This window comes from Cellulomonas sp. (assembly GCF_035634735.1).
GTDB lineage: Bacteria > Actinomycetota > Actinomycetes > Actinomycetales > Cellulomonadaceae > Cellulomonas.
In genome coordinates this window covers 1-22,342 of the sequence record NZ_DASQCJ010000004.1, presented here as the reverse complement: position 1 = coordinate 22,342, position 22,342 = coordinate 1, and the positions used below count along the sequence as shown (strand labels likewise).

The following is a 22,342-nucleotide window of genomic DNA, read 5'->3' as shown; positions in this document are numbered from 1 at the left end:
ACCCCGCGCGAAGGAGCACCCGTGCAGCACCGCAGCATCGGCCCGTACACCGTCTCCGCGATCGGCCTCGGCGCCATGCCGATGTCGATGAACAACGACAAGGTCTACCCGGACCACGACGAGGCGATCGCGACGATCCACGCGGCGCTCGACGCCGGGGTCACGCTGATCGACACCGCCGACATCTACGCGCCGACGTGGGACCAGATGGGCCACAACGAGCGCCTGGTCGCCGAGGCCGTCCGCACCTGGGGCGGCGACACCGACGGGCTGCTGATCACCACCAAGGGCGGCATCACCCGTAGCGAGGGCGAGCAGTGGGGCCGCGACGGCTCGCTGCCGTACCTGCGGTCGGCGGTCGAGAAGTCCCTGCGCGAGCTCGGCGTCGAGGCCATCGACCTGTACCAGTACCACCGGCCCGACCGGTGGATCGTCTACGGCGAGATCATCGAGAACCTGGCGACGCTGAAGCGCGAGGGCAAGATCCGCGAGATCGGCATCTCGAACGCCAGCGTCGAGGAGATCGAGATCGCCCGGCAGGTGCTCGGCGAGGGCGGCCTGGTCAGCGTGCAGAACGAGTTCTCCCCGCGGCACCCCGGCAGCTACGACGAGCTGCGGTACTGCGAGCGGCACGGGATCGCGTTCCTGCCGTGGAGCCCGCTCGGCGGCACCGGCGGCGGCGGCCGGGGCGTGGGGGACCGGTTCTCCGTGTTCCGCGAGATCGGCGAGGCGCACGGGGTGAGCCCGCAGCAGGCGGTGCTCGCGTGGGAGCTCGCGCTCAGCGAGGTGCTGGTGGCGATCCCCGGCGCGCGGCGCCCGGCGTCCATCAGCGACTCCGCGCGGGCGGCGGACCTGGTGCTCACCGCCGACGAGGTGGAGCGGTGCTCGCGCGCGGTGGGGCTCGACGTCGGCTGACCCCCGCGTCGCAGGCGGCCGCCCGCACGCGATCCGTCAGGAATCCCCCGGCGCCCGTATGGAAGCCGTGAGGATGGCCGCCGGCGCGCCCCGGCGGGCGTCGGATGGGAGACGGCCCGGCACCTGACCGGGCCGTCGACCCGCGCCGACCCGGCCCGGTCGACGAGGACCGATGTCGGGAGTCCCCTCGTGCTGGACCTGGTGCTCGTGGCGGCCGTGGTCGCCCTGTTCGCGCTCGTGAGCGCCGTCGCCGCGGGGGTCGAGAGGCTGTGATCGTCCTCGACCTGGCCGCGGCGGCGCTCGGCGTCGCGGCGGTCGTCTACCTGGTGTGGGCGCTCGTGAAGCCGGAGCGGTTCTGATGGCCGGCTGGCTGGCCGCCGCCCAGCTGCTGCTGGTCGTCGCCGTGGTCGCCGCGCTGTACCGGCCGCTGGGCGACTACCTGGCCCACGTGTACACGTCGCCCCGCGACCTGCGGGTGGAGCGCGGCCTGTACCGGCTGATCGGGGTCGACTCCCGGTCCGAGCAGTCGTGGCGCTCGTACGTGCGCAGCGTGCTGGCGTTCTCCCTGGTCGGCGTCCTGCTCGTCTACGTGCTGCAGCGGGCGCAGGCCTGGCTGCCGTGGGACCTCGGCCTGCCGGCGGTCCGGCCCGACCTCGCGTTCAACACCGCCGTGTCCTTCGTGACGAACACCAACTGGCAGTCGTACTCGCCGGAGCAGACCCTCGGGTACGCGGTGCAGGCGCTCGGGCTGGCGGTGCAGAACTTCGTGTCCGCCGCGGTCGGCATCGCCGTGGCGATCGCCCTGGTGCGCGGGTTCGCCCGGCGCCGCACGGGCACGATCGGCAACTTCTGGGTCGACCTCACCCGCGGCACGCTGCGGGTGCTGCTGCCGGTCTCGGTGCTCGGCGCCGTCGTGCTGATCGCCGGGGGCGTGATCCAGAACTGGGCCGCCCCGACGGACGTCACGACGCTGGCCGGCGGGGTGCAGTCGATCCCGGGCGGGCCGGTCGCCTCCCAGGAGGTCATCAAGCTGTTCGGCACCAACGGCGGCGGGTTCTTCAACGCGAACTCGGCCCACCCGTTCGAGAACCCGACGTCCTGGACCTCGGCGTTCGAGATCGTGCTCATGCTCGCGATCCCGTTCGCGCTGCCGCGCGCGTTCGGCCGGATGGTCGGCTCGCACCGGCAGGGCTACGCGGTCCTCGCCGCGATGGGCGCCATCTTCCTGGTCAGCACGGTGCTGCTGACGGTCGTGGAGAGCCACGGCGCCGGCGCGGCCCCGCAGCTGGCGGGCGCCGCGATGGAGGGCAAGGAGCAGCGGTTCGGCGTCGCCGGGACCGCGCTGTTCGGCAGCGTCAGCACGCTGACGTCGACCGGCGCGGTCAACGGCATGCACGACTCGTTCACCGCGCTCGGCGGGCTGTTCCCGATGCTCAACATGATGCTGGGCGAGATCGCCCCCGGGGGCGTCGGGTCGGGCCTGTACGGGATGCTCGTGCTCGCGGTGATCGCGGTGTTCGTCGGCGGCCTCATGGTCGGGCGGACCCCGGAGTACCTGGGCAAGAAGATCGGCCCGCGGGAGATCAAGCTGGCCTCGCTGTACATCCTCGTGACGCCCACGCTCGTGCTGGCGGGCACCGCGCTGTCGTTCGCGATCCCCGGTGCGCGGGCCTCCGTCGAGTCGACGTCCATCTGGAACCCCGGCGTGCACGGCTTCTCCGAGGTGCTGTACGCGTTCACCTCGGCCGCGAACAACAACGGCTCCGCGTTCGCCGGCCTCACCGCGAACACCCCGTGGCTGAACTCCGCCCTCGGCGTCGCGATGCTGCTGGGCCGGTTCGTCCCGATCGTGCTGGTGCTGGCGCTCGCGGGCTCGCTCGCCGCGCAGGACAAGGTCCCGGCCACGGTCGGCACGCTGCCCACCGCGCGGCCGCAGTTCGTCGGCCTGCTCGCCGGCGTCGCGGTGATCGTGACCGCCCTGACGTACTTCCCCGTTCTCGCGCTGGGTCCCCTGGCGGAAGGTCTGTGACTTCGATGAGCACCGCACTGCAGCACGACGCCGCGCCCGCGACCGGGCCGGCCCCCGAGCACGACCCCGCCCCGCGGCGGTCCCGCGGGCTGACCGCCGTCCAGGTGCGGCAGGCGCTGCCGGACACGTTCCGCAAGCTGGACCCGCGCCTGATGTGGCACAACCCGGTGATGCTCGTCGTCGAGGTCGGCGCCGCGCTCACCACCGTCCTGGCGGTCGTCGAGCCGTTCGTCGGCGGCCCCGAGCGGTCCGGCGGGACGGCCACGCCCGGCTCGTTCACCCCGGCCATCGCCGTCTGGCTCTGGCTGACCGTCCTGTTCGCGACCTTCGCCGAGGCCGTGGCGGAGGGCCGCGGCAAGGCGCAGGCCGACAGCCTGCGGCGCACCCGGTCGAGCACCCTCGCGACGCTGGTCGAGGGCTACGACGCCGCCCGCGACCCCGGCGCCGAGCGCGCCCGCACCCGGTCGGTGGCCTCGCCCGAGCTGGCGCTCGGTGACCTCGTGGTCGTGTCCGCCGGCGAGCTCGTCCCGGGCGACGGTGACATCGTCTGGGGCATCGCGTCGGTGGACGAGTCGGCCATCACCGGCGAGTCCGCCCCCGTCGTCCGCGAGTCGGGCGGCGACCGGTCGGCGGTCACCGGCGGCACCCGGGTGCTGTCCGACCGGATCGTCGTGCGGATCACCTCGAAGCCCGGCGAGACGTTCGTCGACCGGATGATCGCCCTGGTCGAGGGCGCGGCCCGGCAGCGGACGCCGAACGAGATCGCGCTGAACATCCTGCTGGCGTCGCTGTCCGTCGTGTTCGTGGTCGTCGCCCTGACGCTGAACCCGATCGCGGGCTACTCCGGCGCGTCGGTGAGCGTGCCGGTGCTCGTCGCCCTGCTGGTCTGCCTGATCCCGACGACGATCGGCGCGCTGCTGTCGGCCATCGGCATCGCGGGCATGGACCGGCTGGTGCAGCGGAACGTGCTCGCGATGTCCGGGCGCGCCGTCGAGGCGGCCGGCGACGTGACGACCCTGCTGCTCGACAAGACCGGCACCATCACCTACGGCAACCGGCGCGCTGTGGCGTTCCTGCCGCTGGCCGGGGTCGACGCGCACGACCTGGTGCAGGCCGCCGCCCGGGCGTCCGCCGCCGACCCGACCCCGGAGGGGAAGTCGATCGTCGACCTCGCGGCCGGCCGGGGCGTGGCGGGCGACGCCGCGACCCTCGCGGCCGGCACCGGGATCGTGCCGTTCACGGCGCAGACCCGGATGAGCGGCGTCGACCTGCCGGACGGCGGCCTGATCCGCAAGGGCGCCGGCTCCGCGGTCGTCGCGTGGCTCGAGGCGGACGGGCCGCTGCCCGCGCCCGTGCGGCAGGAGCTGGACGGGGTCGTCGAGGGCATCTCGTCGGACGGCGGCACCCCCCTGGTCGTCGCCGCGCGGGACGCGTCCGGCCGCGGCCGGGTGCTCGGGGTCGTGCACCTCAAGGACGTGGTCAAGGACGGCCTGGCCGAGCGGTTCGCCGAGCTGCGCGCCATGGGCATCCGCACGGTGATGATCACCGGCGACAACCCGCTCACCGCGAGGGCCATCGCCGCGGAGGCGGGGGTGGACGACTTTCTCGCCGAGGCCACGCCCGAGGACAAGCTCGCGCTCATCAGGCGGGAGCAGGAGGGCGGCCACCTCGTGGCGATGACCGGCGACGGCACCAACGACGCCCCGGCGCTCGCCCAGGCCGACGTCGGCGTCGCGATGAACACCGGCACCTCGGCCGCCAAGGAGGCCGGGAACATGGTCGACCTCGACTCGGACCCGACCAAGCTCATCGACATCGTCCGGATCGGCAAGCAGCTGCTCATCACCCGCGGCGCCCTGACGACGTTCTCCATCGCGAACGACGTGGCGAAGTACTTCGCGATCATCCCGGCGCTGTTCGCCGGGGTGTTCCCGGGCCTCGCGGCGCTCAACCTCATGCAGCTGTCGTCCCCGGCGTCCGCGATCCTCTCGGCGATCGTGTTCAACGCGCTGGTCATCGTCGCGCTGATCCCGCTGTCGCTGCGCGGGGTGCGGTACCGCGCGGTCGCCGCCTCGCAGCTGCTCGGCCGGAACCTGCTGATCTACGGCCTCGGCGGCGTGGTCGCGCCCTTCCTCGGCATCAAGCTGATCGACCTCGTCGTCAGCCTGCTGCCCGGCTTCTGACCCCCTCGGACTAAGGAGAGAGCCGTGAGCTCCCCTCGCACCACCTGGTCGCACCTCGTCGTCTCGCTGCGGGCGATGCTGGTCCTCACCGTGATCCTCGGCGTCGGCTACCCGCTGGTCGTCACCGGCCTGGGCCGGCTGATGCCGGGCCGCGCCGACGGGTCGCTCGTCACCGGCGCCGACGGCGCGGCCGTCGGGTCCTCGCTCCTCGGGCAGTCGTTCACCGACGCCGACGGGCGCCCGCTGCCCCGGTACTTCCAGTCCCGGCCGTCCGCGGCGGGCGACGGCTACGACGGCGCCGCGTCGTCGGGGTCGAACCTCGGCCCGGACAACCCGGACCTGGTCGCGGCGATCGAGGCGCGCCGCGCGGCCGTGGCGGCGCTGGAGGGGGTCGACGTGGCGGCGGTGCCCGCGGACGCCGTCACCGCGTCCGGCTCGGGGCTGGACCCGCACATCAGCCCGGCGTACGCGGAGCTGCAGGTGCCGCGGGTCGCGCGGGAGCGGGGCCTGCCGGAGGCGGAGGTGCGCGCGCTGGTGGCCGGGGCGACGACGGGGCGGGCGCTGGGCTTCCTGGGCGAGCCGGGCGTGGACGTCCTGGAGCTGAACCTGGCGCTGGACCGGGCGTCGGCCTGACGGCGGCGGGCCGGCAGCCCCGGACCCGGTGCCGCTACCCGGGGCGGTGCGCCAGGACCCGGCCCTCGGGCGGGTCCGCGTCCGGGTCCCGCACCGCCTCCAGGTCGACGACGAGCCCGGCCTCCCGCACCCACCCGGCGACCCGGGCCACCGGCCGGCGCTGCGCGCGCAGCGTGACCGGGATGCCGCCGTAGCCGCGGGTGGGGGAGCGGATCTCGTCGCCCACCTGGAACCCGAGCAGCAGCACGCCGCCCGGGCGCAGCGCCCGCGCCACGCGCGCGACCACCCCGGGCGCGGCCGCGTCGGGCACGTGGATGAGCGAGTACCAGAGCAGCGCGCCGGCGAGCGACTGCTCCAAGAGGTCGAGCCGGGTCATGTCGCCGACGTCGAACCGCACGCCGGGGTGGGCGGCCCGGGCGATCGCGACCATCCGGGGCGACAGGTCGATCCCGCGCACGTCGACGCCCCGGCCGTGGAGGTGGCCCGCGACCTGGCCCGGCCCGCACCCGATGTCGGCCACCGGCCCGCCGCCGACCGCCGAGGCGAGCTCGCCGACGAGGTCGAGCAGCGCCCGGTCGTGCGGGTCGCGGGCCGGGTAGCCGCGCGCGACGAGGTCGACGTACGCCTCGGCGACGGCGTCGTAGGAGGCGCGGTTCCGGTCGACCCAGTCGTCGGTGTCCATCGCCGTGACGCTAGCGGTGCCCGCCGACAGCCTCGCCGGGCGCGGCGGCGAGGGCCGGCGGGGCCGCCCGCCGCCGCGCGCGGGTCGCCCCCAGCGCCATCGCCCCGAGCACCACCGCGATGCCCACCACCTGGCGCCACGACAGCACCTCCGCCGCCAGCACCGTCCCGAGCAGCACGCCCGTGACCGGGTTGAGCAGCCCCACGAGCCCGACCGTCGACGGGCCGAGGTGCCGCAGCGCCGCGAACCACGCCACGTTCGCCACGGCCGTCGCGACCAGCGAGACGTACGCGAACCCGAGCAGCGCCGTGCCGTCGAGCGCCGGCGGTGCGCCCTCGACCACGACCGCGACGGGCAGCAGCACGAGCGCCCCCGCGACGAGCTGCCAGGCGGTCAGCGGCAGCACCTCGACCTCGCCCTGCCAGCGGTTCGCGAGCACGTAGCCGACCGACGACATCAGCATCGCGGCGACCGAGGCGAGGATCCCGCGGGGGTCGAGCGCGGCGCCGTCCCCGCCGCCCAGCAGCATGACCGCCACGCCGACGACGCCCAGGACGCCGCCGACCACCGCCCGGAGCCGGGGCCGCTGGCCGAGCAGCACCCAGGCGGCGAGCATCATCGCGACCGGGCCCACCGCCATCACGGTCGACGCGATGCTGCTCGGCAGCGCCTGCGCGGCGACGTAGACCAGCGCGAAGAACGCCCCGACGGTGAGCGTCCCCAGCACGGCCGACCGCCACCACCACGACCCGCGCGGCAGCCGGCGGGCCAGGACGAGCAGCACGATCCCGGCGGGCAGCGCCCGCAGCACGCCGCCCCACAGCGGGCTGTCGGCGGGCAGGGTGTGCCGGGTGACGTAGTAGGTGCTGCCCCACAGGACGGGAGCGATCGCGGCGATCGGCAGCCAGCGGCGGTTGTCTTCCACGGAAGGCACTATACCTTCCGCGGAAGATATGATGGCGGCATGGCACCCGACCACGTCGACCGCATCCAGCAGGAGTGGGCCCGCGAGCGGCCCGACGTCGACGTGCGCCCGCAGGGCGTCATCGGCCGGCTGCACCGGCTCGCGCTGGCCCTGACCGGCGAGATCGCCGAGGTCTACCGGGAGCACGGCCTCGGTGAGGGGGAGTTCGACGTGCTGGCGGCGTTGCGCCGGGCCGGGGCGCCGTACGAGCGGGCGCCGGGCGACCTGGCCGCGCACACGATGGTGACGACCGGGGCGATGACGAAGCGGGTCGACCGGCTGGAGCGCGCGGGCCTGGTGACCCGGCGACCGAGCGCGGAGGACGGCCGCGGGCGGGTCGTCGCGCTGACGCCGCGCGGCCGCGAGGCGATCGACGCGGCGTTCACCGCGCACATGGCGAACGAGCGGCGGCTGCTCGACCTGCTCGGCCCCGAGGAGGACGCCGCGGAGCTCGAGCGGCTGCTCCGCCGGTGGCTCGCGGCGCTCGACCGCGGGGCGTGACCTCGGCTGCAGGGTGCGCGGCGACCGAGGCCGGCGACCCCGGCGGGATCCGTGCCGACGGCGACTCCACATCCGGGGGCCGGGCCGCGTTCTAGGGGGGCAAGCGCGTCCCACCCACCTGGAGGTCCCCGTGACCCGCACCACCCGACCCGCCCGCACGCGGTCAATCCGCCTGCTGACCATCGGCGCCGCCGCGTCCGGCCTGTGCCTCGCCGGCGCCGGCCTCGCCGCCGCGGCGGGCGCCTTCACCGTCGAGCCCCGCCCCGAGCTCGTCGCGGAGTTCGACGCCGCGAACGAGGGCACCGACTTCGGCGAGATGCCCGCCGGCTACTCGGAGGAGCAGTACCGCGCGTTCTGGACCTCCGGATACACGCTGGAGGACCTGACCGCGCTGCAGGAGCTGTGGTCCGTCGACGAGATGGAGGCGAAGGCGCGCGCCGGGCAGGCTGTCCTGGACGGCGCGGCGCTGCCGTTCGCGCCGGGCACGCACCAGTACGAGGAGCCGTCGGCCGAGACCGTGGCCGCGATCGACGCGTTCTTCGCCGCCGGCTACGACGGCGAGGACGTCGCGGAGCTTGCCGCGCTGTGGAACACCGACACGGTCGAGACCAAGGCGCGTGCCGGGCAGCTGCTGCTCGACGGGCAGACTGTCCCGGTGGCCCCGTCCGGCACCCCGGCCGGCGCCTGACGTGATCCCGGCACCGCGGACGGCCCAGGAGACCACCATCGCCACGCTGACCCTGCGCACCGGGTTCGAGGTCGAGCTGCTCGCGCCCGCCGGCTCCGACCGGCGGGTGCTCGCGGACGACCTCGCCGACCGGTGCGGCGGGTCGGTCCGGCGGTCGTCCCACACGGACTCCGAGCCGTCCGCGGTGCCGGGCGTCGGGCTGTTCCGGCACCTGTCGCCGGCGTTCGACGTCGTCGGGCCGGACGGCGCGCCCGTCGCGCGGCTGGTCGACGACATCACGCTCGAGGCCGACCTCGCGGCCGGCCCGCGCACGCCGCCCGGGCACCGCGGCTGGTACCGGGTGCTGTGCGACGACGCCCGCCTGCTGCGCCTGGTCGAGCGGCACGTCGACCCCGGCGCGGCCCTGCCGGACGTGCTGGCGCCGGTCGCGGCGCTGTTCGGCACCGTGGTCGAGCTGGTCGGGGGCGCGGCGCGGGTCAACGACGCCACCGGCGCGACCGTGGCGGTGGCGATGCCGCTGCCCGGGGGCCGCGAGCGCCCGTGCGAGGTGATCACGCCGCCGCTGACCCGGGACCACCGCGCCGCGCTCGACGCGCTGCTCGCCCCGGCCCGCGCCCTCGGGTTCACCGTGCCGGTGGAGGCCGCCGTGCACCTGCACGTCGACGGCGCGCCGTTCCGGACGCCCGCGTCGTTCGCGAACCTGGTCCGGCTGTTCGGCCGGTGGCGCGAGCCGCTGTGGGCGGCGCTCGGGACCAACCCGGCGTGCCGGCGGCTCGCGCCGCTGCCGGCCGACCTGGTCGCGCTGGTCGAGCGCGGCGACGCCGCGGACTGGCCGGCGCTCGCCGCCGCCGCCCGCGGGACCGGGCTCACCAAGTACGCGGACGTGAACCTCACCCAGCTCGTCGCCGCCCGGCCCGTCCGGGACACCGTGGAGGTGCGGATCCTCCCGGGGTCCGCCGACGCCGCGGAGATCGTCGCCCGGGCCGCGCTGGTGGAGCGGCTGCTGCTGCGCTGCCTGGACGACCGGCCTGTGCCCGCGCCCGGGGCCGACGCCGCCCGCGACCCGGCCGGCGCGCTCGCCGCGCTCGCGGGGGTCCCCGCGTGACGACGTACCTGCCCGTGCCGGGCCCCGAGAGCGCGCCGACGCCGCGCGTGGTGCCGCTGCCCGCCCGCGGGGGCGGCGACGCGCGCGCGGCCGCCGGTGCGCCCGGCTCGCTCGACGACCTGGTGCGCGCGCACCTGCCCGGCCTGCTGCGCTACGCGACGGTCCTGGTCGGCGAGGAGCACACGGCCGCCGACCTGGTGCAGGAGGTGCTGCTGCGGGCCCACGTGCGGTGGCACCGGATCGCGCTGATGGAGCGCCCCGACCTGTACCTGCGCCGCATGGTGACGAACGAGCACCTGTCCTGGCGGCGCCGCTGGCACGTCCGGACCATCCGCCCCGCCGCCGACGAGGTGCTCGCCGCGCACGCCGGCAGCGCCGGGGACCACGCGCACGGGCTGGCCGAGGAGGACGCCATGTGGCGCCGCCTCGCCGACCTGCCGCCCCGGCAGCGCACCGTCCTGGTGCTCCGCTACTACGAGGGCCTGGCCGACGCCGAGATCGCGAGCGTCCTCGGCACCTCCGCCGCCACCGTCCGCTCCCACGCCTCGCGCGCGCTCGTCACCCTGCGCCGCGCCGACCCGACCACCCCGGAGCCGTCATGACCGAGCACCGCCCGACCGAGGACGACATCGCCGCGCGCGTGGCCGCCGCGCTCCGCTCGCGCGAGCCGGCCACCGCCGCCACCGCCGCCGCCGCCGACCGGATCGCCGCGTCCGTCGCCGCCGCGCCCGGGGCCGCCCCGCGCGGCGTCGTGCGCGCGCTCCCGGTCTCCCGCGCGGGCCGCATCGCCGCCGCGGGCGTCGTCACCGGCACCCTCGCCGTCGTCGGGGCGGGCGCCGCCGCGGCCGCCAACCCGTACTCCGGGTTCGCCGTCGCGGTCGAGGACGCGGTGCGGGCGGTGGGCGTCGACTGGTCCGCGATGCCGGCCGGCTACACCCGCGAGCAGTACCAGGCGTTCTGGGACCAGGGGTACACGACGGACGACGTCGCCGCGCTCGAGGACCTGTGGCAGACCGACGCGACGACCGCCAAGGCGCGCGCCGGCCAGCTGCTGCTCGACGGGGCGGCCGTGCCGGTCGCGCCCGGCGAGGCCGGCCCCGGCGACGGGTCCGCCGGCGACCCGATGTCGACGTTCTGGGACTCCGGGTACGACTTCGAGGACGCGGCCCGGCTCGCCGAGCTGTGGCAGGTGGACGTCGGCGAGGCGAAGGCCCGAGCCGGGCAGCTGCTGCTGGACGGCGACCCGCTGCCGATCGACCCGGGCGAGGGGTGAGGCGCGGGGCCGGTCAGGCCGGGAACGCGTCGCGCAGGTAGCCCGCGTAGCCGCCGGGGGTGCGCCCGACCGTGCGGCCCGAGGTGACGACGTCGACCTCGTCGGACGCCCGCACCACGACGCCCGGCTCGGCCCGCAGCCGGGCGACCAGGTCGACGTCCTCGTGCTCGACGAGCGGGGCGAACCCGCCGGCGCGCCGGTAGGCGTCCGCCCGCATCCCGAGGTTCGCGCCGTGCACGTGCCCGTTCGGGCGGCCGGGGACCCGGGTCGCGCGCCAGGCGGCGACCTGCCGCGGCGTGAGGTCGCGCGGGTCGGGCCGGACGGTGCCGACCACCACGTCGGCGCCGGCGTCGGCGAGCGACCGGTGCGCGCGCAGCCAGTGCGGCGGCACCACGGTGTCGGCATCGGTGCAGGCGATCCACACGGCCCGCGGGTCGTCGCCGCGCAGCGCGAGCCCGGCGTCGACCCCGGCCGCGCGGGCCGCCCCGACGGCGCCCGCCCGCACGGCGAGGGTCCGCACGCCGGCCGACCGGGCCACCGCGGCCGACCGGTCGCGGCAGTCGTCGAGCACGACCACCGTGTCCACCGGGGCGCCCGCCGCGTCCGCGGCCGCCGCGAGCGACGCCAGGCACGCGGCCAGCAGCTCCTCCTCGTCGTGCACGGGGACGACGACCAGCAGCCGGGCGACGGCCGGGCGCGGGGGCGCCGGGTACGGGCGCGCCGGGCGCGCGCCGGGCGGCCCGGGGGTCACGGGAGCAGGCCCTCGCGCTCCGCCACCGACGCGGGGTCGGCGGACCACACGTCGAGCGCCACGTCGGCGTCCCGGTACGACGCCACCCGGGCCAGGCCGAGCGCCCGGTCGAGCGTCGCCTGGACGTCGTCGCCGGTCTGCGCGTGCTCCGCGACCGGGTGCCGCCAGTGGCAGCCGAGGACGGTCGCGCCCGGCGCGAGCTCCGGCCGCAGCCGGTCCACCAGGTCCAGCAGCTCGGGCCGGGTGAGGTAGTAGGCGACCTCCGACAGCACGACCAGGTCGTACGGGCCCGTGGGGACCCCCGCGCGGGCGTCGTGCCGGCGGACCGTCACGTGCGGCTGGTCGGCGACGCGCGCGCGGGCCTGCTCCACCGCGGCCGGCACGACGTCGGTCGCGAGCAGCCGGTCGCTCCGCCCGGCCAGCTCCGCGGTCAGCGTGCCGACCGAGCAGCCGACCTCCAGCACCGACCCGTACCGCCGGGCGGGCAGCGCCGCGAGCGTGAGCGCGCGCTTGCGCTCCTCGTACCACCGCGTCGCCAGGCCCCAGGGGTCGTCGCGCCGCTCGTACTTGCCGGCGAAATACTCCGCGGGCACGCCCTCCGCGCGGTCGTCGGCGACCACGAACGGCTCGACGTCCCGGTCGAAGTTCCGGAGGAACTCCGGGTGCAGCGGCGCGGCGTCCTCGGGCGCGGGCGACCACGGCTGGGTCTGCGTCGCGTGCTGGGCGAGCGCGCGGCGCTTCGCGGTGAGGTCCCGGTCGTCGAGCGGCAGCGCCCGCAGGTGGTCCCACGGCACGTCGGCGTGCTCCGGGGTCGCCCAGTGCCACAGCCACACCGGGTACTCGAGCAGGCGGGCGCCCCGCTCGGCCGCCAGCTCGGCGCACACCTCCCCGACGACCCGGTGGTCCCGGTGCCCGTCGCCGCGCCAGGGGGCGACCAAGGTGGCGAGCGGGCCGTCGCCCACCGCCGCGCGCAGCGCCGCGGCGACCGCCTCGCGGTGCTCGCGCGTCCCGCCGTCGGGGAACCCGAGGGTGGTGACCGCCGAGCCCGGGGACAGCACGGCCAGGCCCGCGGCCAGCTCCCGGGCGCGCATCGGCACCAGGTCCTCCGGTGCGAGGGTGGCGGAGCCGGCGTGCGAGCCGGCCCCGTCGGTGACGACCACGACGTCGGCGGGGCGCCCGGCCTCGGCGAGCCGGTGCAGCAGCCCGCCCGCGCCGAGCGTCTCGTCGTCGGGGTGCGCGGCGACGACGACCGTGCGGCCGACCGGCAGCGCGAGCCCCGGCAGCGCGACGAACCGCGCGGCGGCCTCCCAGATCCCGGCGGGCGTCCCGCCCGCGCGTCCGTCGAAGATCACCACGGCGCCGGCCCTCCCGCGAGCAGGCCGCCGAGGGACGCGTCGTCCCGCTCGGCGTGCTGCTGCCGGACGTACACCTCCAGGTCGGCGACGCGCTTGGCGTGCGCGGGCTCCTGGGTCAGCGGGCCGGGGCCGAGCGCGTGCCCGGCGAGCCGCAGCACGTCCTCGCAGGTCCGGGCGACGGTCGCGCGGACCCGCTTGGCGAGCACCCGGCCCGCGGCGCGGACGTCCTCCGGCTCCGGGTCGACACCGCCGCGGGTCGCCGCGCCGGAGGCGTCGACGCGGGCCGCGGCGTCCGCGAGGACCACCCGCGCGGCGGTCAGCCGCTCGTCGACGGCGCCCAGGTGCATGGCGAGCAGCCGGTCGTCCGGCCGGGCGGCGGCGTGGGCGTGCAGGCGGCGCGCGACGCCGACGGCGCCGCCGAACCAGCACGCGGCGACCCCGATCGCGCCCCACCAGAACCCGGGGCGGTCCAGGTACCACGCGCCCTCCGCGACGAGCGTCGCGCGCGCCCGGTCGAACCGGACCGGCGTGCTCGGGATCTCCGCCAGGCCGCGCGCGGACCAGGGGGCGTCGACCGGCCGGACCTCCGGCGCGCGCAGGTCGACCGCGAACAGGCCGCGGCGGGCGTCGTCGTCGGACAGCCGCGCGGTGACGAGGGCGGCGTCGAGGTCGCCGGCCAGCGAGCACCAGGGCTTGGTCCCGTCGAGCAGCCAGCCGCCGTCGCCGTCGCCGTCGTCGGCACCGTCCGCCGTCGCGGTCAGGGCCGGGCCGGGGCCCTCGGCCGCGTACACGCCCCAGGTGGACCTCGCCGCGTCGAGGTCGCCGGTGCGCCCCGCCTGGTCGAGGATCGCGCGGGCGTCGAGGTGCGGCTCCACCGCCCGGGCGACGGCGAGGTCGTGCGCCCCGAGCGTCGCGAGGAGCTCCCACAGGGCGGCCGTCGAGCCGGCGCCGGGGCGCAGGTCCCCGGGCCAGGCGACCGCCGCGCGCAGGGCGTCGGGGACGGTCGCCGGCAGCGGGGCGAGGAGCAGGTCCGGCGGCGGGCTCGTGTCCTGGAGGCGGACGGGGCGGGTGCCGTCGGGCATGGGTCTCCTCGCGGCTCGGGGATCGGCGGGACCCCGGGGGTGGCGGGTCCGGCGGCGATCATCGCCCGGCCCGCGGGTGGCCGCCAGCGGGGGAGAGCGCTGGCCTGCGGATCCGCCCGTCCGGACGGCGCGCGGCGCCGCCCCGGGTCGGCCGGACGGACCACGGGGCTCCGCCGCAGGACGGATGTGGGGCACGCGCGTCGCTGGTTAGCGTGGCCGGACCACCCGCCGACCACCCCGGAGGACCCGTCATGCCGTCCACCCCGCCCGTCTCCCGCGTGCTGAACGCCGCGGTCGGCGGACTGGCCGCGACCGCCTACTACGCCACGCCCGACCTCATCCGGTCCCGGGCCGGCCGCGGCTGGGCCAAGGCCGCGCTGACCGCCGTCGTCGTCGCGACGTCCGTGCCCGACGTGCGTCGCGGGCTCGCCGAGGTGCGGGCGCAGCGGGAGGCGGCCGCGCAGGACCCGCACGACGAGCAGGTCGACTGGTCGGCGATGTGGGGCGCGATGTCGCCCGGCGGCCGCGCCTCGGCGGTCGGGGCCGGCGCCGCGCTGCTCGCGGCCTCCGTCGGGTCGGTGGTCGCGATCGAGCGCGCGGTGTTCCGCCGCGGCGAGCGCCGGCGCGCGGCGGGGGTGCGGTTCGCCCACACCCGCCCGGCGCTCGCGTGGGGCGTGCTCACCACGGTGGTCGCGCTGCTCCCGGACGACACCGCCGCGCCGCCGCCGCTCCCGCGCGCCTGAGCCTGGCGGCCGCGGGTCAGCGGCCGACCATCGCCATGCCCGCGTCGTCGTAGCGGTTCCCGGCCACCCCGACCGTCGCCGCCAGGGCGTCGAGCTCCGCCCGCTCGTCCGCCGACAGGGCCACCGTCGTCGCGTCCGCGTTCTCCCGGACCCGCTCCAGCCGCCGCGTCCCCGGGATCGGCACGACCCACGGCTGCTGCGCCAGCAGCCACGCGAGCGCGACCTGCCCCGGCGTCGCCCCGCGGGCCTCGGCCAGCGCGCGGACCCGGGCCACCAGGGCTGCGTTCGCGTCCCGGTTCTCGGCGCTGAACCGCGGCACCCGGTGCCGGATGTCGCCGTCCGCGAACGTCGTCGTCGAGTCGACGGTGCCGGTCAGGAACCCCTTGCCGAGCGGGCTGAACGGCACGAACCCGATGCCGAGCTCCGCGCAGGTCGGCAGCACCTCGGGCTCGGGGTCGCGCGTCCACAGCGAGTACTCCGACTGCACGGCCGTCACCGGGTGCACGGCGTGCGCGCGCCGGATAGTGCCGGCGCCGGCCTCGGACAGCCCGAGGTGGCGGACCTTGCCCTCGGCGACGAGCTCGCCTACGGTCCCGGCGACGTCCTCGACCGGCACGTCCGGGTCGACCCGGTGCTGGTAGAACAGGTCGATCGCCTCGACCCGGAGCCGGCGCAGCGACGCCTCGGCCACCGCGCGGATCTGCTCGGGGCGCGAGCTCAGCCCGACCATCCGGCCGTCCGCGATGTCCCAGCCGAACTTGGTCGCGATGACGACCCGGTCCCGCAGCGGCGCGAGCGCCTCGCCGACCAGCTCCTCGTTGACGTACGGGCCGTACACCTCGGCGGTGTCGACGAACGTGACGCCGAGGTCCACGGCGCCCCGCAGCACCGCGATCATGTCGTCGCGGCTGCCGGGGTTGGGGCCGTAGGACATGGACATGCCCATGGCGCCGAGGCCGACGGCCGAGACCTCAAGCCCCTGTCCGAGCGTGCGGGTGTGCATGGCGGTCCCTCCGTGGGGGTCGACGGGGTGCGCCCCTGCCGGGTCGGCGGGGGGCGGTGGCGCGGTGGTGCGGGGGTGCCGTGCGGCCGCGGTCAGCCGACGGCGGTCGTGGGCGCGGTCGGCTCGGTGGCGGCGTCGGCGCTCGCGGACCAGCTCGCGAGCAGCTGCAGGGCGTCGGCCGAGGCGGTCCCGGGCGCCGCGGTGTAGACGAGCATCGTCAGCCCGGGCGCCTGCGCGATCGGCAGCGTGTCGTACATGAGGTCCAGCCGGCCGGCGACGGGGTGCTGGATGTGCTTGAGCCCGCCGCGGTGCAGGTGCACGTCGTGCCGCGCCCAGCGCTCGCGGAACTCCTCGCTGCGGGTGGACAGCTCGCCCACGAGGTCGTGCACCGCCTTGTCGTGCGGGTCGCGCCCGGCGACGCCGCGCAGGATGCCGACGGTGTCCTTCGCGGCCTTCTCCCAGTCGACCCAGTAGTCGTGCGCCGCCGGGTCGAGGAACGCGAACCGCGCGTGGTTGGCCGGGCGGCCCGCGACGTGCGAGGGCCCGGTGAACAGCGGCGCGTACAGCGCCCGGCCGAGCGCGTTCGTCGCGAGGATGTCGAGCCGGTCGTTCCGCACCACCGCCGGGGCGCCGGTCATGGCGTCGAGCATCACCTGGACGCTCGGGGGCACGGGCGGCGTCGGCCGGCGGCGGGTGCGCGCCGTGCGGGGGCCGGCGGCGCGGGCGAGGTCCTGCAGGTGCAGGGTCTCGGCCTCGTCGAGCTGGAGCGCCCGGGCGATCGCGCCGAGCACCGACTCGGAGACGCCCGAGAGGTTCCCGCGCTCGAGCCGCACGTAGTAGTCGGAGGACACCCCGGCGAGCATCGCGACCTCCTCGCGACGCAGCCCGGCGACGCGGCGGTTCGACCCGTAGGCGGTGAGCCCGGCCTGGGCGGGCGTGATCCGCGCCCGGCGGGACGCCAGGAAGTCACGCACCTCGTCACGGTTGTCCATGCCCCGACGGTACGTCCGGCGCCGCGCGGGTGGCAGGCCCTGCCAGTACCCGGCACCGCGGTCCCTCCCGCGCGGCGAGCGGCGGGTGTCTGCTGGGGCGGTGCGCCGCGGACCGCGCGGCGCACCAGCGCACCGAGGAGACCCCGTGGAGATCCGCACCCAGGAGCCGACGACCGCCGGCCCGTCCGCCCTGTTCACCGGCGATGTCTGGTTCGACGTGCTCGCCGCCCCGCCCGCCCCGTCGCGGCTGCGGGTCAACGTCGTCCGGTTCGCGCCCGGCGCCCGGACGCACTGGCACCGCCACGCAGCGGGCCAGTCGCTCCGCGTGACCCAGGGCGTCGCCCGCGTCGGGACCCGCGACGGCCGCGTGCTGGAGGCCCGGCCGGGGCAGACCGTGTGGTGCCCGCCGGACGAGGAGCACTGGCACGGCGCCGGCCCGGACGCCTTCATGGAGCACCTGGCCATGTGGGAGACGACCGACGCCCGGGACGGCTCCGAGACCACCTGGGCCGAGCCGGTCGACGACGCGCAGTACGCGGGGGACGGGGCCCGGTGAGCGCCTGGACCGCCGACGAGCTCGACCGGGTCGGCCGCGCCGAGGAGCTGCGGCTCGCGTCGTACCGGCCCGACGGCACCCTCCGGCCGCCCGCGACCATCTGGGTCGTGCGGGTCGGCGGCGACCTCGTGGTCCGCTCCGCGTACGGGCCGGGCAACGGCTGGTTCCGCCGGGCGCAGGCGGCCGGGCGCGGGCGGGTCGAGGCGGGCGGGGTGACCAGGGAGGTGCGGTTCGTGGCCGCCGACCCGGGCGCGCACGACGCCGTGGACGCGGCCTACCACGCGAAGTACGACCGGCACGGGCCGCGGATCGTCGGGACCGTGGTGGGTCCGCAGGTCGTGGACGTGACGCTGCGGCTGGAGCCGGCGGACGACTGAGGGCCGGGCCGTCAGCCCCGCGGGTCGACCAGCCGCACCATGCCCGTCATGTCGCCGACCTCGAACCCCGCGGCCCGGTAGAGCGCGCTGCCCTCGGCGGTCGCGAACAGCGTGACGAACGCCGGCGCGGGGGCGCACTCGGCGATCAGGTCGAGCACCCGCGCGAGCAGCGCCCGCCCGATGCCGCGCCCCTGCCGGTCCGGCAGCACGACGACGTCCTGGACCATGAAGTACTTCACGCCGTCGCCGACCACGCGGGCCATGCCGACGGCCTCGCCGGCGTCCGTGACGGCCACCACGCCGAGCGTCGACCCCGCCAGCGAGGCGGGCTGCGACGGCCAGTCGAAGGCGTGCGCCCAGCCGACGGCCTCGGCGAGGCGGCGGTGCTCCTGCGGGGTGGGGAGACGGTCCTCGAGCGTGACGTCGTCGGCGGGCATGGGGCCATGCTCCCGCAGCGCGGCGCACCCAGGTGCCGGCCGCGCCCCGGGTAGGTGGGCGATCGCGCGAGCCGCGCGGGCGAGTCCCGGGTCGGACGCGGAGTACCGCCACCCGTTCGTCGCGCCCGTCGACCTGCCTACGCTGGCCACGTGACCGCGCTGCACGAGATGACCGCCCTGGCCCTCCGTGACCTGCTGAGGTCCGGCGACGTCGCCCCCGCCGACCTGGCCGAGCACTACCTGGCCCGCATCGCCGACCGCGACCCCGCCCTCGGCGCCTTCGCCACGGTGACGCCGGACCTGGCCCGGGAGCGCGCCGCCGCCCTGCGCCGTGACGCGCGCCCCGGCCCGGACGCCCCGCTGTGGGGGCTGCCGACCGCGGACAAGGACCTCACCGACCGGGCGGGCGTGCCGACGGGCTTCGGCTCGCGGGCGTTCGCGGGCCGGTACCGGTACGTGCCGGAGGTCAGCAGCGACATCACCCGGGTGCTCGACGCCGCGGGGATCGTGTCGCTCGGCAAGACCGCGGCGCCCGAGCTCGGCTTCCCGTCGTACACGGAGACGCTGGTCGGTCCGCCGGCGCGGAACCCCTGGGACCTCTCGCGCGGGTCGGGCGGGTCGAGCGGCGGGGCCGCGGTCGCGGTGGCCGCAGGGCTGCTGCCGGTCGCGCCCGGGTCCGACGGCGGCGGGTCGGTGCGCATCCCGGCCGCGGCGTGCGGGCTCGTCGGGCTGAAGACGACACGCGGGCTGCTGCCGGCGGGCGGCGGGGTGGAGTCGCTCGGCGGGCTGGTCGTGTACGGCCCGATCGCCCGGACGACGGCGGACGCCGCCCTGCTGCTGGAGGGCATGCTGCCCCGTCGCGCGGACGGGTCGGTGGACCACCCGCGCACGCTGCGCACCGCCGCCGGGCCGCGCGGGTCCTACCTCGACGCGGCGCAGCAGGGCCGGACGCCGGACGGCCGGGCCGCGTTCCGGATCGGGGTCAGCACGTTCAGCGCGTGGGAGGGCGCCTACGACATCGTGCTCGGCCCGGAGGCGCGGGCCGCGCTCGACGCCGGGTCCGCGGCGCTCGACGGGCTGGGGCACGCGGTCGTCGACGCCGGGACCTGGGAGCCGGACCCCGCGTACGCGCCGGCGTTCCGGACGCTGTGGATGGCGGGCGCGTCCGCGGTGCCGATCGACGACCCCGAGCGGCTGGCGCTGCTGGAACCGCTCACGCAGTGGCTGATCGCGCGCGGGCGGGCGGTGCCCGCCCGGCAGCTCGTGGAGGCGGTCGGGGCGCTCGCGGCCTTCGAGCGGACGATGATCGCCCGCGTCGAGGAGTACGACGCGGTGCTGCTGCCGGCGATGGCGCTCACCCCCCGGCCGATCGGCTGGTACGACGCCGACGACCCGGAGCGGAACTTCGCGCAGCAGTGCGAGTACACGCCGTACACCTCGATGCTCAACGTGTGCGGGCTGCCGGCGATCACGGTCCCGACGCACTGGACCGAGCCGGACGACGCGGCGCCGGCCGGGCTGCCGATGGGCGTGCAGCTGGTCGGGCGCCCCGGCGGGGAGCACGTGCTGCTCGCGCTCGCGGCCCAGCTGGAGGAGCGGCTGCGGTGGCCGGAGCGGCACCCGCCGGTCTGGTGAGGCGGGGCGCTGCCGGCCGCCCGCGCAGTGATGTGTACGACCGTACGCAACGATGCGTACCATCGTCCGCATGACGACCGACTACTTCGCCGACGACCCGCGCACCAACCTCGAGCGGATGCTCGCGGGCGACCTCTACATCGCCGACCAGGAGATCGAGGACCTGACCCGCCGGTCCGCGCGGCTGGCCGAGGCCTACGGCCGCGTCGCGCTGCTCGACGACGAGGCGGCCCGCGCGATCCTCGCCGACCTGCTCGGCACGCTGGGGGAGGGTTCGGGCATCCGGCCGCCGCTGCACGTCGACTACGGCAAGAACATCCACGTGGGCGCGCGCACGTTCGTGAACTTCAACCTCACGGCCCTCGACGTCGCGACCATCCACATCGGCGACGACTGCATGATCGGCCCGAACGTCCAGCTCCTCACCCCGATCCACCCCGTCGAGCCGCAGCCGCGCAAGGACAAGCTCGAGGGCGCGAAGCCGATCGTGATCGGCGACAACGTCTGGCTCGGCGGCGGCGTCATCGTGTGCCCGGGCGTGACCATCGGCGAGAACTCCGTCATCGGCGCCGGCTCCGTCGTCACGAGGGACATCCCGGCGAACGTGGTCGCCGTCGGCAACCCCGCGCGGGTCATCCGGGAGAACATCGACCGATGACCCGGCGCCACGACCCGGGGCGGCGCGACCGCATCGTCGACGCGTGCCTCGACGTGCTCGCCGCGGAGGGCGTCGCGGGGACCTCGCACCGCAAGGTCGCCGCGGCCGCGGACGTGCCGCTCGGGTCGATGACCTACCACTTCGCCGGGCTGGACGACCTGCTGCGGGCGGCGTTCGACCGGTACGCGCGGGAGTTCGGCGGGCGGTTCGACGCGCTCATGGCGGCCGCGCCGGACCAGGCCTCGGCCGTGGACGCGCTGGTGGCGTACATCCGCGGCGAGGTCATGGGGGACCACCGGGACCTGGTGCTGAGCCACGAGCTCTACACCCTGGCCGCGCGGGACCCGGCCTACCGGGACCTGACGACGGCGTGGATGGCGCGCAGCAGGGCGTCGCTGGAGCGGTGGTTCGACCCGACGACGGCACGGGCGCTGGACGCGCTGGTGGAGGGGCTGGGCATCCACCGGGCGCTCGACACCGGCGCCGGCGACGACGCGGCGGTCGAGGCCGGGGTGCGGCGGGTGGCCGGGGCGGGCTGAGCGGTCAGCTGGCCCGGCGCAGCTGGGCGTAGGTGGCGGACATCCGCTCGAACTCGTCGCGGGTCAGGCCCATCGCCTCGATGAGCTCCGCCTCGAGCCGGTCGTAGGCGTCCTGCTCGGCGGGCGTACGCGGCGGCGGCGTCGCCGAGAACCGCGCGTGGATCTCCCGGAGTCGCTCGTGGTCGATCGCGTGCCTGCTCATGCCCCGAACCGTACGACCGACCACTGACACGCCCCTGTGCGGCAGCCGTCCGACCGCCCAGCCTCCGTGGCCGCCCCGCCACCCGCTAGAACGGGGGCGGTTCGTCGTGGGGGTCGGTGGTGGCGTCGTGGGACTGCCCGGTGCCGGGCCGCGTGAGGTAGCGGTGGCCGGTGGGGGTGATCCACTCGAACAGTCCGGGCTCGATCTGGCGGAGCCGGAAGCCGCCGTCGGTCTTGAGGCGGTGGTGCCGGTGGCACAAGGGGCCGAGGTTGTCCGCGTCGGTGCGGCCCAGGGCAGCATCGGGGTCGGCGCCGGGCTGGGGGTGGAACTCCTCGGTGTGGTCGAGCTCGCAGCCGCAGGCCGGGCGGACGCAGCCGGGCGCGACGCACGTCCCGTCGCGGGTGCGCACGAACTCGTCGAGGGCGGCAGGGGGTCGGTACCGTTCGCGCCCGACGTCCAGCAGCCGGTGGGTGACCGGGTCGGTGACCAGCCGCCGCCAGACCCCGCCGACCGCCAGGGCCCGGGCGCGGACCGCGTCGATCGGGCCGTGGCCCTCGAGGTCCGCGGGCTGGTCGTCCAGGCCCATCAGGGTCGAGGCGGCGATCGTGATCCGGACCTCGGCACCCGGGCGGCCGGAGCAGCGCGTGCAGCCGCGGCGGGCGGTGGTCGGCGCCGGGGCGAGCACGATCGGTGCGCGCGCAGGCGGAGCCTGGGTGGAAGCGGGAGTCGGCAGGTCGTCCTCCACCGCGGACGCAGGAGGCGGCACGTCCCCCGCCGCGAACGCAGGAGTGGGCGGGTCTGCCTTCGCGAACGCAGGAGTGGGCGGGGCCGGCGGTACGGACGCTGCGACGCCGGCGCCCGCGGAGACGTCCTGCTCGGCCTCGTCGAGCGGGACGATCGTGGCGGTCGGGATCGGCTCGACCGGCGGCCGGGGCGTCAGCCTGAACGTGCTGACGCTCAGGTCCTCCGCCGAGCGGCGCGGCTTCGGCAGCGCCGGCGCGGGCGGGTCGAGCCGGACCTCGAACGCCGGCCCGTCCGA

Annotated in this window: 25 protein-coding genes and 1 pseudogene; 16 read left to right on the top strand and 10 right to left on the bottom strand. The window is 76.9% G+C overall.

The window, feature by feature from the left end; all coding sequences use genetic code 11:
- The first annotated feature begins 21 nt into the window (after positions 1-21).
- From VER05_RS00745 to kdpC, 5 genes are all read left to right on the top strand, one after another.
- Entirely contained in the window at positions 22-915 is an 894-nt protein-coding gene (locus VER05_RS00745; RefSeq protein ID WP_324843498.1) for an aldo/keto reductase, read from the top strand.
- 269 nt (positions 916-1,184) lie between these two features.
- Positions 1,185-1,274, top strand: a complete 90-nt coding sequence (locus VER05_RS00740) for a potassium-transporting ATPase subunit F (protein ID WP_139405060.1) — start codon at positions 1,185-1,187, stop codon at positions 1,272-1,274.
- Positions 1,274-2,944: a potassium-transporting ATPase subunit KdpA gene (kdpA, locus tag VER05_RS00735; protein WP_324843497.1), complete on the top strand. Its 1,671-nt coding sequence runs from the start codon at positions 1,274-1,276 to the stop codon at positions 2,942-2,944. The genes VER05_RS00740 and kdpA overlap by 1 nt, the downstream gene beginning before the upstream one ends.
- A 5-nt stretch (positions 2,945-2,949) precedes the next feature.
- The gene (gene kdpB / locus VER05_RS00730; RefSeq protein ID WP_324843496.1) at positions 2,950-5,127 is read left to right on the top strand and encodes a potassium-transporting ATPase subunit KdpB; all 2,178 of its coding nucleotides are present in this window, start codon (positions 2,950-2,952) and stop codon (positions 5,125-5,127) included.
- A 24-nt stretch (positions 5,128-5,151) separates the two neighbouring features.
- On the top strand, positions 5,152-5,760 hold the full coding sequence (gene kdpC, locus VER05_RS00725; RefSeq protein WP_324843495.1) for a K(+)-transporting ATPase subunit C: 609 nt from the start codon (positions 5,152-5,154) through the stop codon (positions 5,758-5,760).
- A 34-nt stretch (positions 5,761-5,794) separates the two neighbouring features.
- Here the strand turns inward: kdpC and VER05_RS00720 are convergent, their stop codons facing one another.
- Positions 5,795-6,442, bottom strand: coding sequence for a class I SAM-dependent methyltransferase (locus VER05_RS00720; protein WP_324843494.1), 648 nt, complete (start codon positions 6,440-6,442; stop codon positions 5,795-5,797).
- Between the two features lie 10 nt (positions 6,443-6,452).
- Positions 6,453-7,367 carry a DMT family transporter gene (locus VER05_RS00715; RefSeq protein WP_324843493.1) on the bottom strand — a complete coding sequence of 305 codons (915 nt, stop codon included), beginning with the start codon at positions 7,365-7,367 and terminating at the stop codon, positions 6,453-6,455.
- A gap of 39 nt (positions 7,368-7,406) precedes the next feature.
- Between VER05_RS00715 and VER05_RS00710 the strand changes: the two genes are divergently transcribed.
- The 5 genes from VER05_RS00710 to VER05_RS00690 all read left to right on the top strand — a co-directional run bounded on the left by VER05_RS00710 (position 7,407) and on the right by VER05_RS00690 (position 10,973).
- Positions 7,407-7,907, top strand: a complete 501-nt coding sequence (locus VER05_RS00710; protein ID WP_324843492.1) for a MarR family transcriptional regulator — start codon at positions 7,407-7,409, stop codon at positions 7,905-7,907.
- A gap of 130 nt (positions 7,908-8,037) precedes the next feature.
- The gene (locus VER05_RS00705) at positions 8,038-8,595 is read left to right on the top strand and encodes a hypothetical protein (RefSeq protein ID WP_324843491.1); all 558 of its coding nucleotides are present in this window, start codon (positions 8,038-8,040) and stop codon (positions 8,593-8,595) included.
- Between the two features lies 1 nt (position 8,596).
- Complete coding sequence (locus VER05_RS00700; RefSeq protein WP_324843490.1) at positions 8,597-9,700, top strand: amidoligase family protein; 1,104 nt, start codon at positions 8,597-8,599, stop codon at positions 9,698-9,700.
- Positions 9,697-10,302 carry a SigE family RNA polymerase sigma factor gene (locus VER05_RS00695; protein ID WP_324843489.1) on the top strand — a complete coding sequence of 202 codons (606 nt, stop codon included), beginning with the start codon at positions 9,697-9,699 and terminating at the stop codon, positions 10,300-10,302. The genes VER05_RS00700 and VER05_RS00695 overlap by 4 nt, the downstream gene beginning before the upstream one ends.
- On the top strand, positions 10,299-10,973 hold the full coding sequence (locus VER05_RS00690; protein ID WP_324843488.1) for a hypothetical protein: 675 nt from the start codon (positions 10,299-10,301) through the stop codon (positions 10,971-10,973). The genes VER05_RS00695 and VER05_RS00690 overlap by 4 nt, the downstream gene beginning before the upstream one ends.
- 13 nt (positions 10,974-10,986) lie before the next feature.
- On the opposite strand, the gene VER05_RS00685 is transcribed toward VER05_RS00690, so the two are convergent.
- From VER05_RS00685 to VER05_RS00675, 3 genes are read right to left on the bottom strand one after another with little or no spacing between them, the layout of a single operon-like run.
- The gene (locus VER05_RS00685; RefSeq protein WP_324843487.1) at positions 10,987-11,724 is read right to left on the bottom strand and encodes a glycosyltransferase; all 738 of its coding nucleotides are present in this window, start codon (positions 11,722-11,724) and stop codon (positions 10,987-10,989) included.
- The gene (locus VER05_RS00680) at positions 11,721-13,079 is read right to left on the bottom strand and encodes a bifunctional PIG-L family deacetylase/class I SAM-dependent methyltransferase (RefSeq protein WP_324843486.1); all 1,359 of its coding nucleotides are present in this window, start codon (positions 13,077-13,079) and stop codon (positions 11,721-11,723) included. Before VER05_RS00680 ends, VER05_RS00685 begins: the two co-directional genes overlap by 4 nt.
- Positions 13,073-14,161 (bottom strand): acyl-CoA dehydrogenase family protein, encoded by a 1,089-nt coding sequence (locus VER05_RS00675; protein WP_324843485.1) that lies wholly within the window; start codon positions 14,159-14,161, stop codon positions 13,073-13,075. Before VER05_RS00675 ends, VER05_RS00680 begins: the two co-directional genes overlap by 7 nt.
- A 251-nt stretch (positions 14,162-14,412) precedes the next feature.
- Here VER05_RS00675 and VER05_RS00670 point away from each other — a divergent pair, with 251 nt between their 5' ends.
- Complete coding sequence (locus VER05_RS00670) at positions 14,413-14,904, top strand: hypothetical protein (protein WP_324843484.1); 492 nt, start codon at positions 14,413-14,415, stop codon at positions 14,902-14,904.
- Positions 14,905-14,920: 16 nt separating this feature from the next.
- On the opposite strand, the gene VER05_RS00665 is transcribed toward VER05_RS00670, so the two are convergent.
- Positions 14,921-15,907, bottom strand: coding sequence for an aldo/keto reductase (locus tag VER05_RS00665; RefSeq protein ID WP_324843483.1), 987 nt, complete (start codon positions 15,905-15,907; stop codon positions 14,921-14,923).
- A gap of 92 nt (positions 15,908-15,999) precedes the next feature.
- Positions 16,000-16,899, bottom strand: a complete 900-nt coding sequence (locus VER05_RS00660; protein ID WP_324843482.1) for a helix-turn-helix transcriptional regulator — start codon at positions 16,897-16,899, stop codon at positions 16,000-16,002.
- A gap of 145 nt (positions 16,900-17,044) precedes the next feature.
- Between VER05_RS00660 and VER05_RS00655 the strand changes: the two genes are divergently transcribed.
- Together VER05_RS00655 and VER05_RS00650 are read left to right on the top strand one after the other, a co-directional pair.
- The gene (locus tag VER05_RS00655) at positions 17,045-17,455 is read left to right on the top strand and encodes a (R)-mandelonitrile lyase (RefSeq protein ID WP_324843481.1); all 411 of its coding nucleotides are present in this window, start codon (positions 17,045-17,047) and stop codon (positions 17,453-17,455) included.
- Entirely contained in the window at positions 17,452-17,832 is a 381-nt protein-coding gene (locus tag VER05_RS00650) for a DUF2255 family protein (protein WP_324843480.1), read from the top strand. The genes VER05_RS00655 and VER05_RS00650 overlap by 4 nt, the downstream gene beginning before the upstream one ends.
- 11 nt (positions 17,833-17,843) lie before the next feature.
- Here VER05_RS00650 and VER05_RS00645 read toward each other — a convergent pair whose 3' ends face one another.
- Complete coding sequence (locus tag VER05_RS00645; RefSeq protein ID WP_324843479.1) at positions 17,844-18,269, bottom strand: GNAT family N-acetyltransferase; 426 nt, start codon at positions 18,267-18,269, stop codon at positions 17,844-17,846.
- A gap of 150 nt (positions 18,270-18,419) precedes the next feature.
- On the opposite strand from VER05_RS00645, the gene VER05_RS00640 reads away from it, so the two are divergent.
- The 3 genes from VER05_RS00640 to VER05_RS00630 all read left to right on the top strand — a co-directional run bounded on the left by VER05_RS00640 (position 18,420) and on the right by VER05_RS00630 (position 21,101).
- Positions 18,420-19,904: an amidase gene (locus VER05_RS00640; RefSeq protein ID WP_324843478.1), complete on the top strand. Its 1,485-nt coding sequence runs from the start codon at positions 18,420-18,422 to the stop codon at positions 19,902-19,904.
- Positions 19,905-19,974: 70 nt separating this feature from the next.
- On the top strand, positions 19,975-20,562 hold the full coding sequence (locus VER05_RS00635; RefSeq protein WP_324843477.1) for a sugar O-acetyltransferase: 588 nt from the start codon (positions 19,975-19,977) through the stop codon (positions 20,560-20,562).
- Positions 20,559-21,101, top strand: a complete 543-nt coding sequence (locus VER05_RS00630; RefSeq protein ID WP_324843476.1) for a TetR/AcrR family transcriptional regulator — start codon at positions 20,559-20,561, stop codon at positions 21,099-21,101. Before VER05_RS00635 ends, VER05_RS00630 begins: the two co-directional genes overlap by 4 nt.
- A gap of 4 nt (positions 21,102-21,105) precedes the next feature.
- Here the strand turns inward: VER05_RS00630 and VER05_RS00625 are convergent, their stop codons facing one another.
- Both VER05_RS00625 and VER05_RS00620 read right to left on the bottom strand, forming a co-directional pair.
- The gene (locus tag VER05_RS00625) at positions 21,106-21,303 is read right to left on the bottom strand and encodes a hypothetical protein (protein WP_324843475.1); all 198 of its coding nucleotides are present in this window, start codon (positions 21,301-21,303) and stop codon (positions 21,106-21,108) included.
- A gap of 85 nt (positions 21,304-21,388) precedes the next feature.
- Positions 21,389-22,342: pseudogene (locus VER05_RS00620) on the bottom strand (hypothetical protein); the annotation flags it as partial.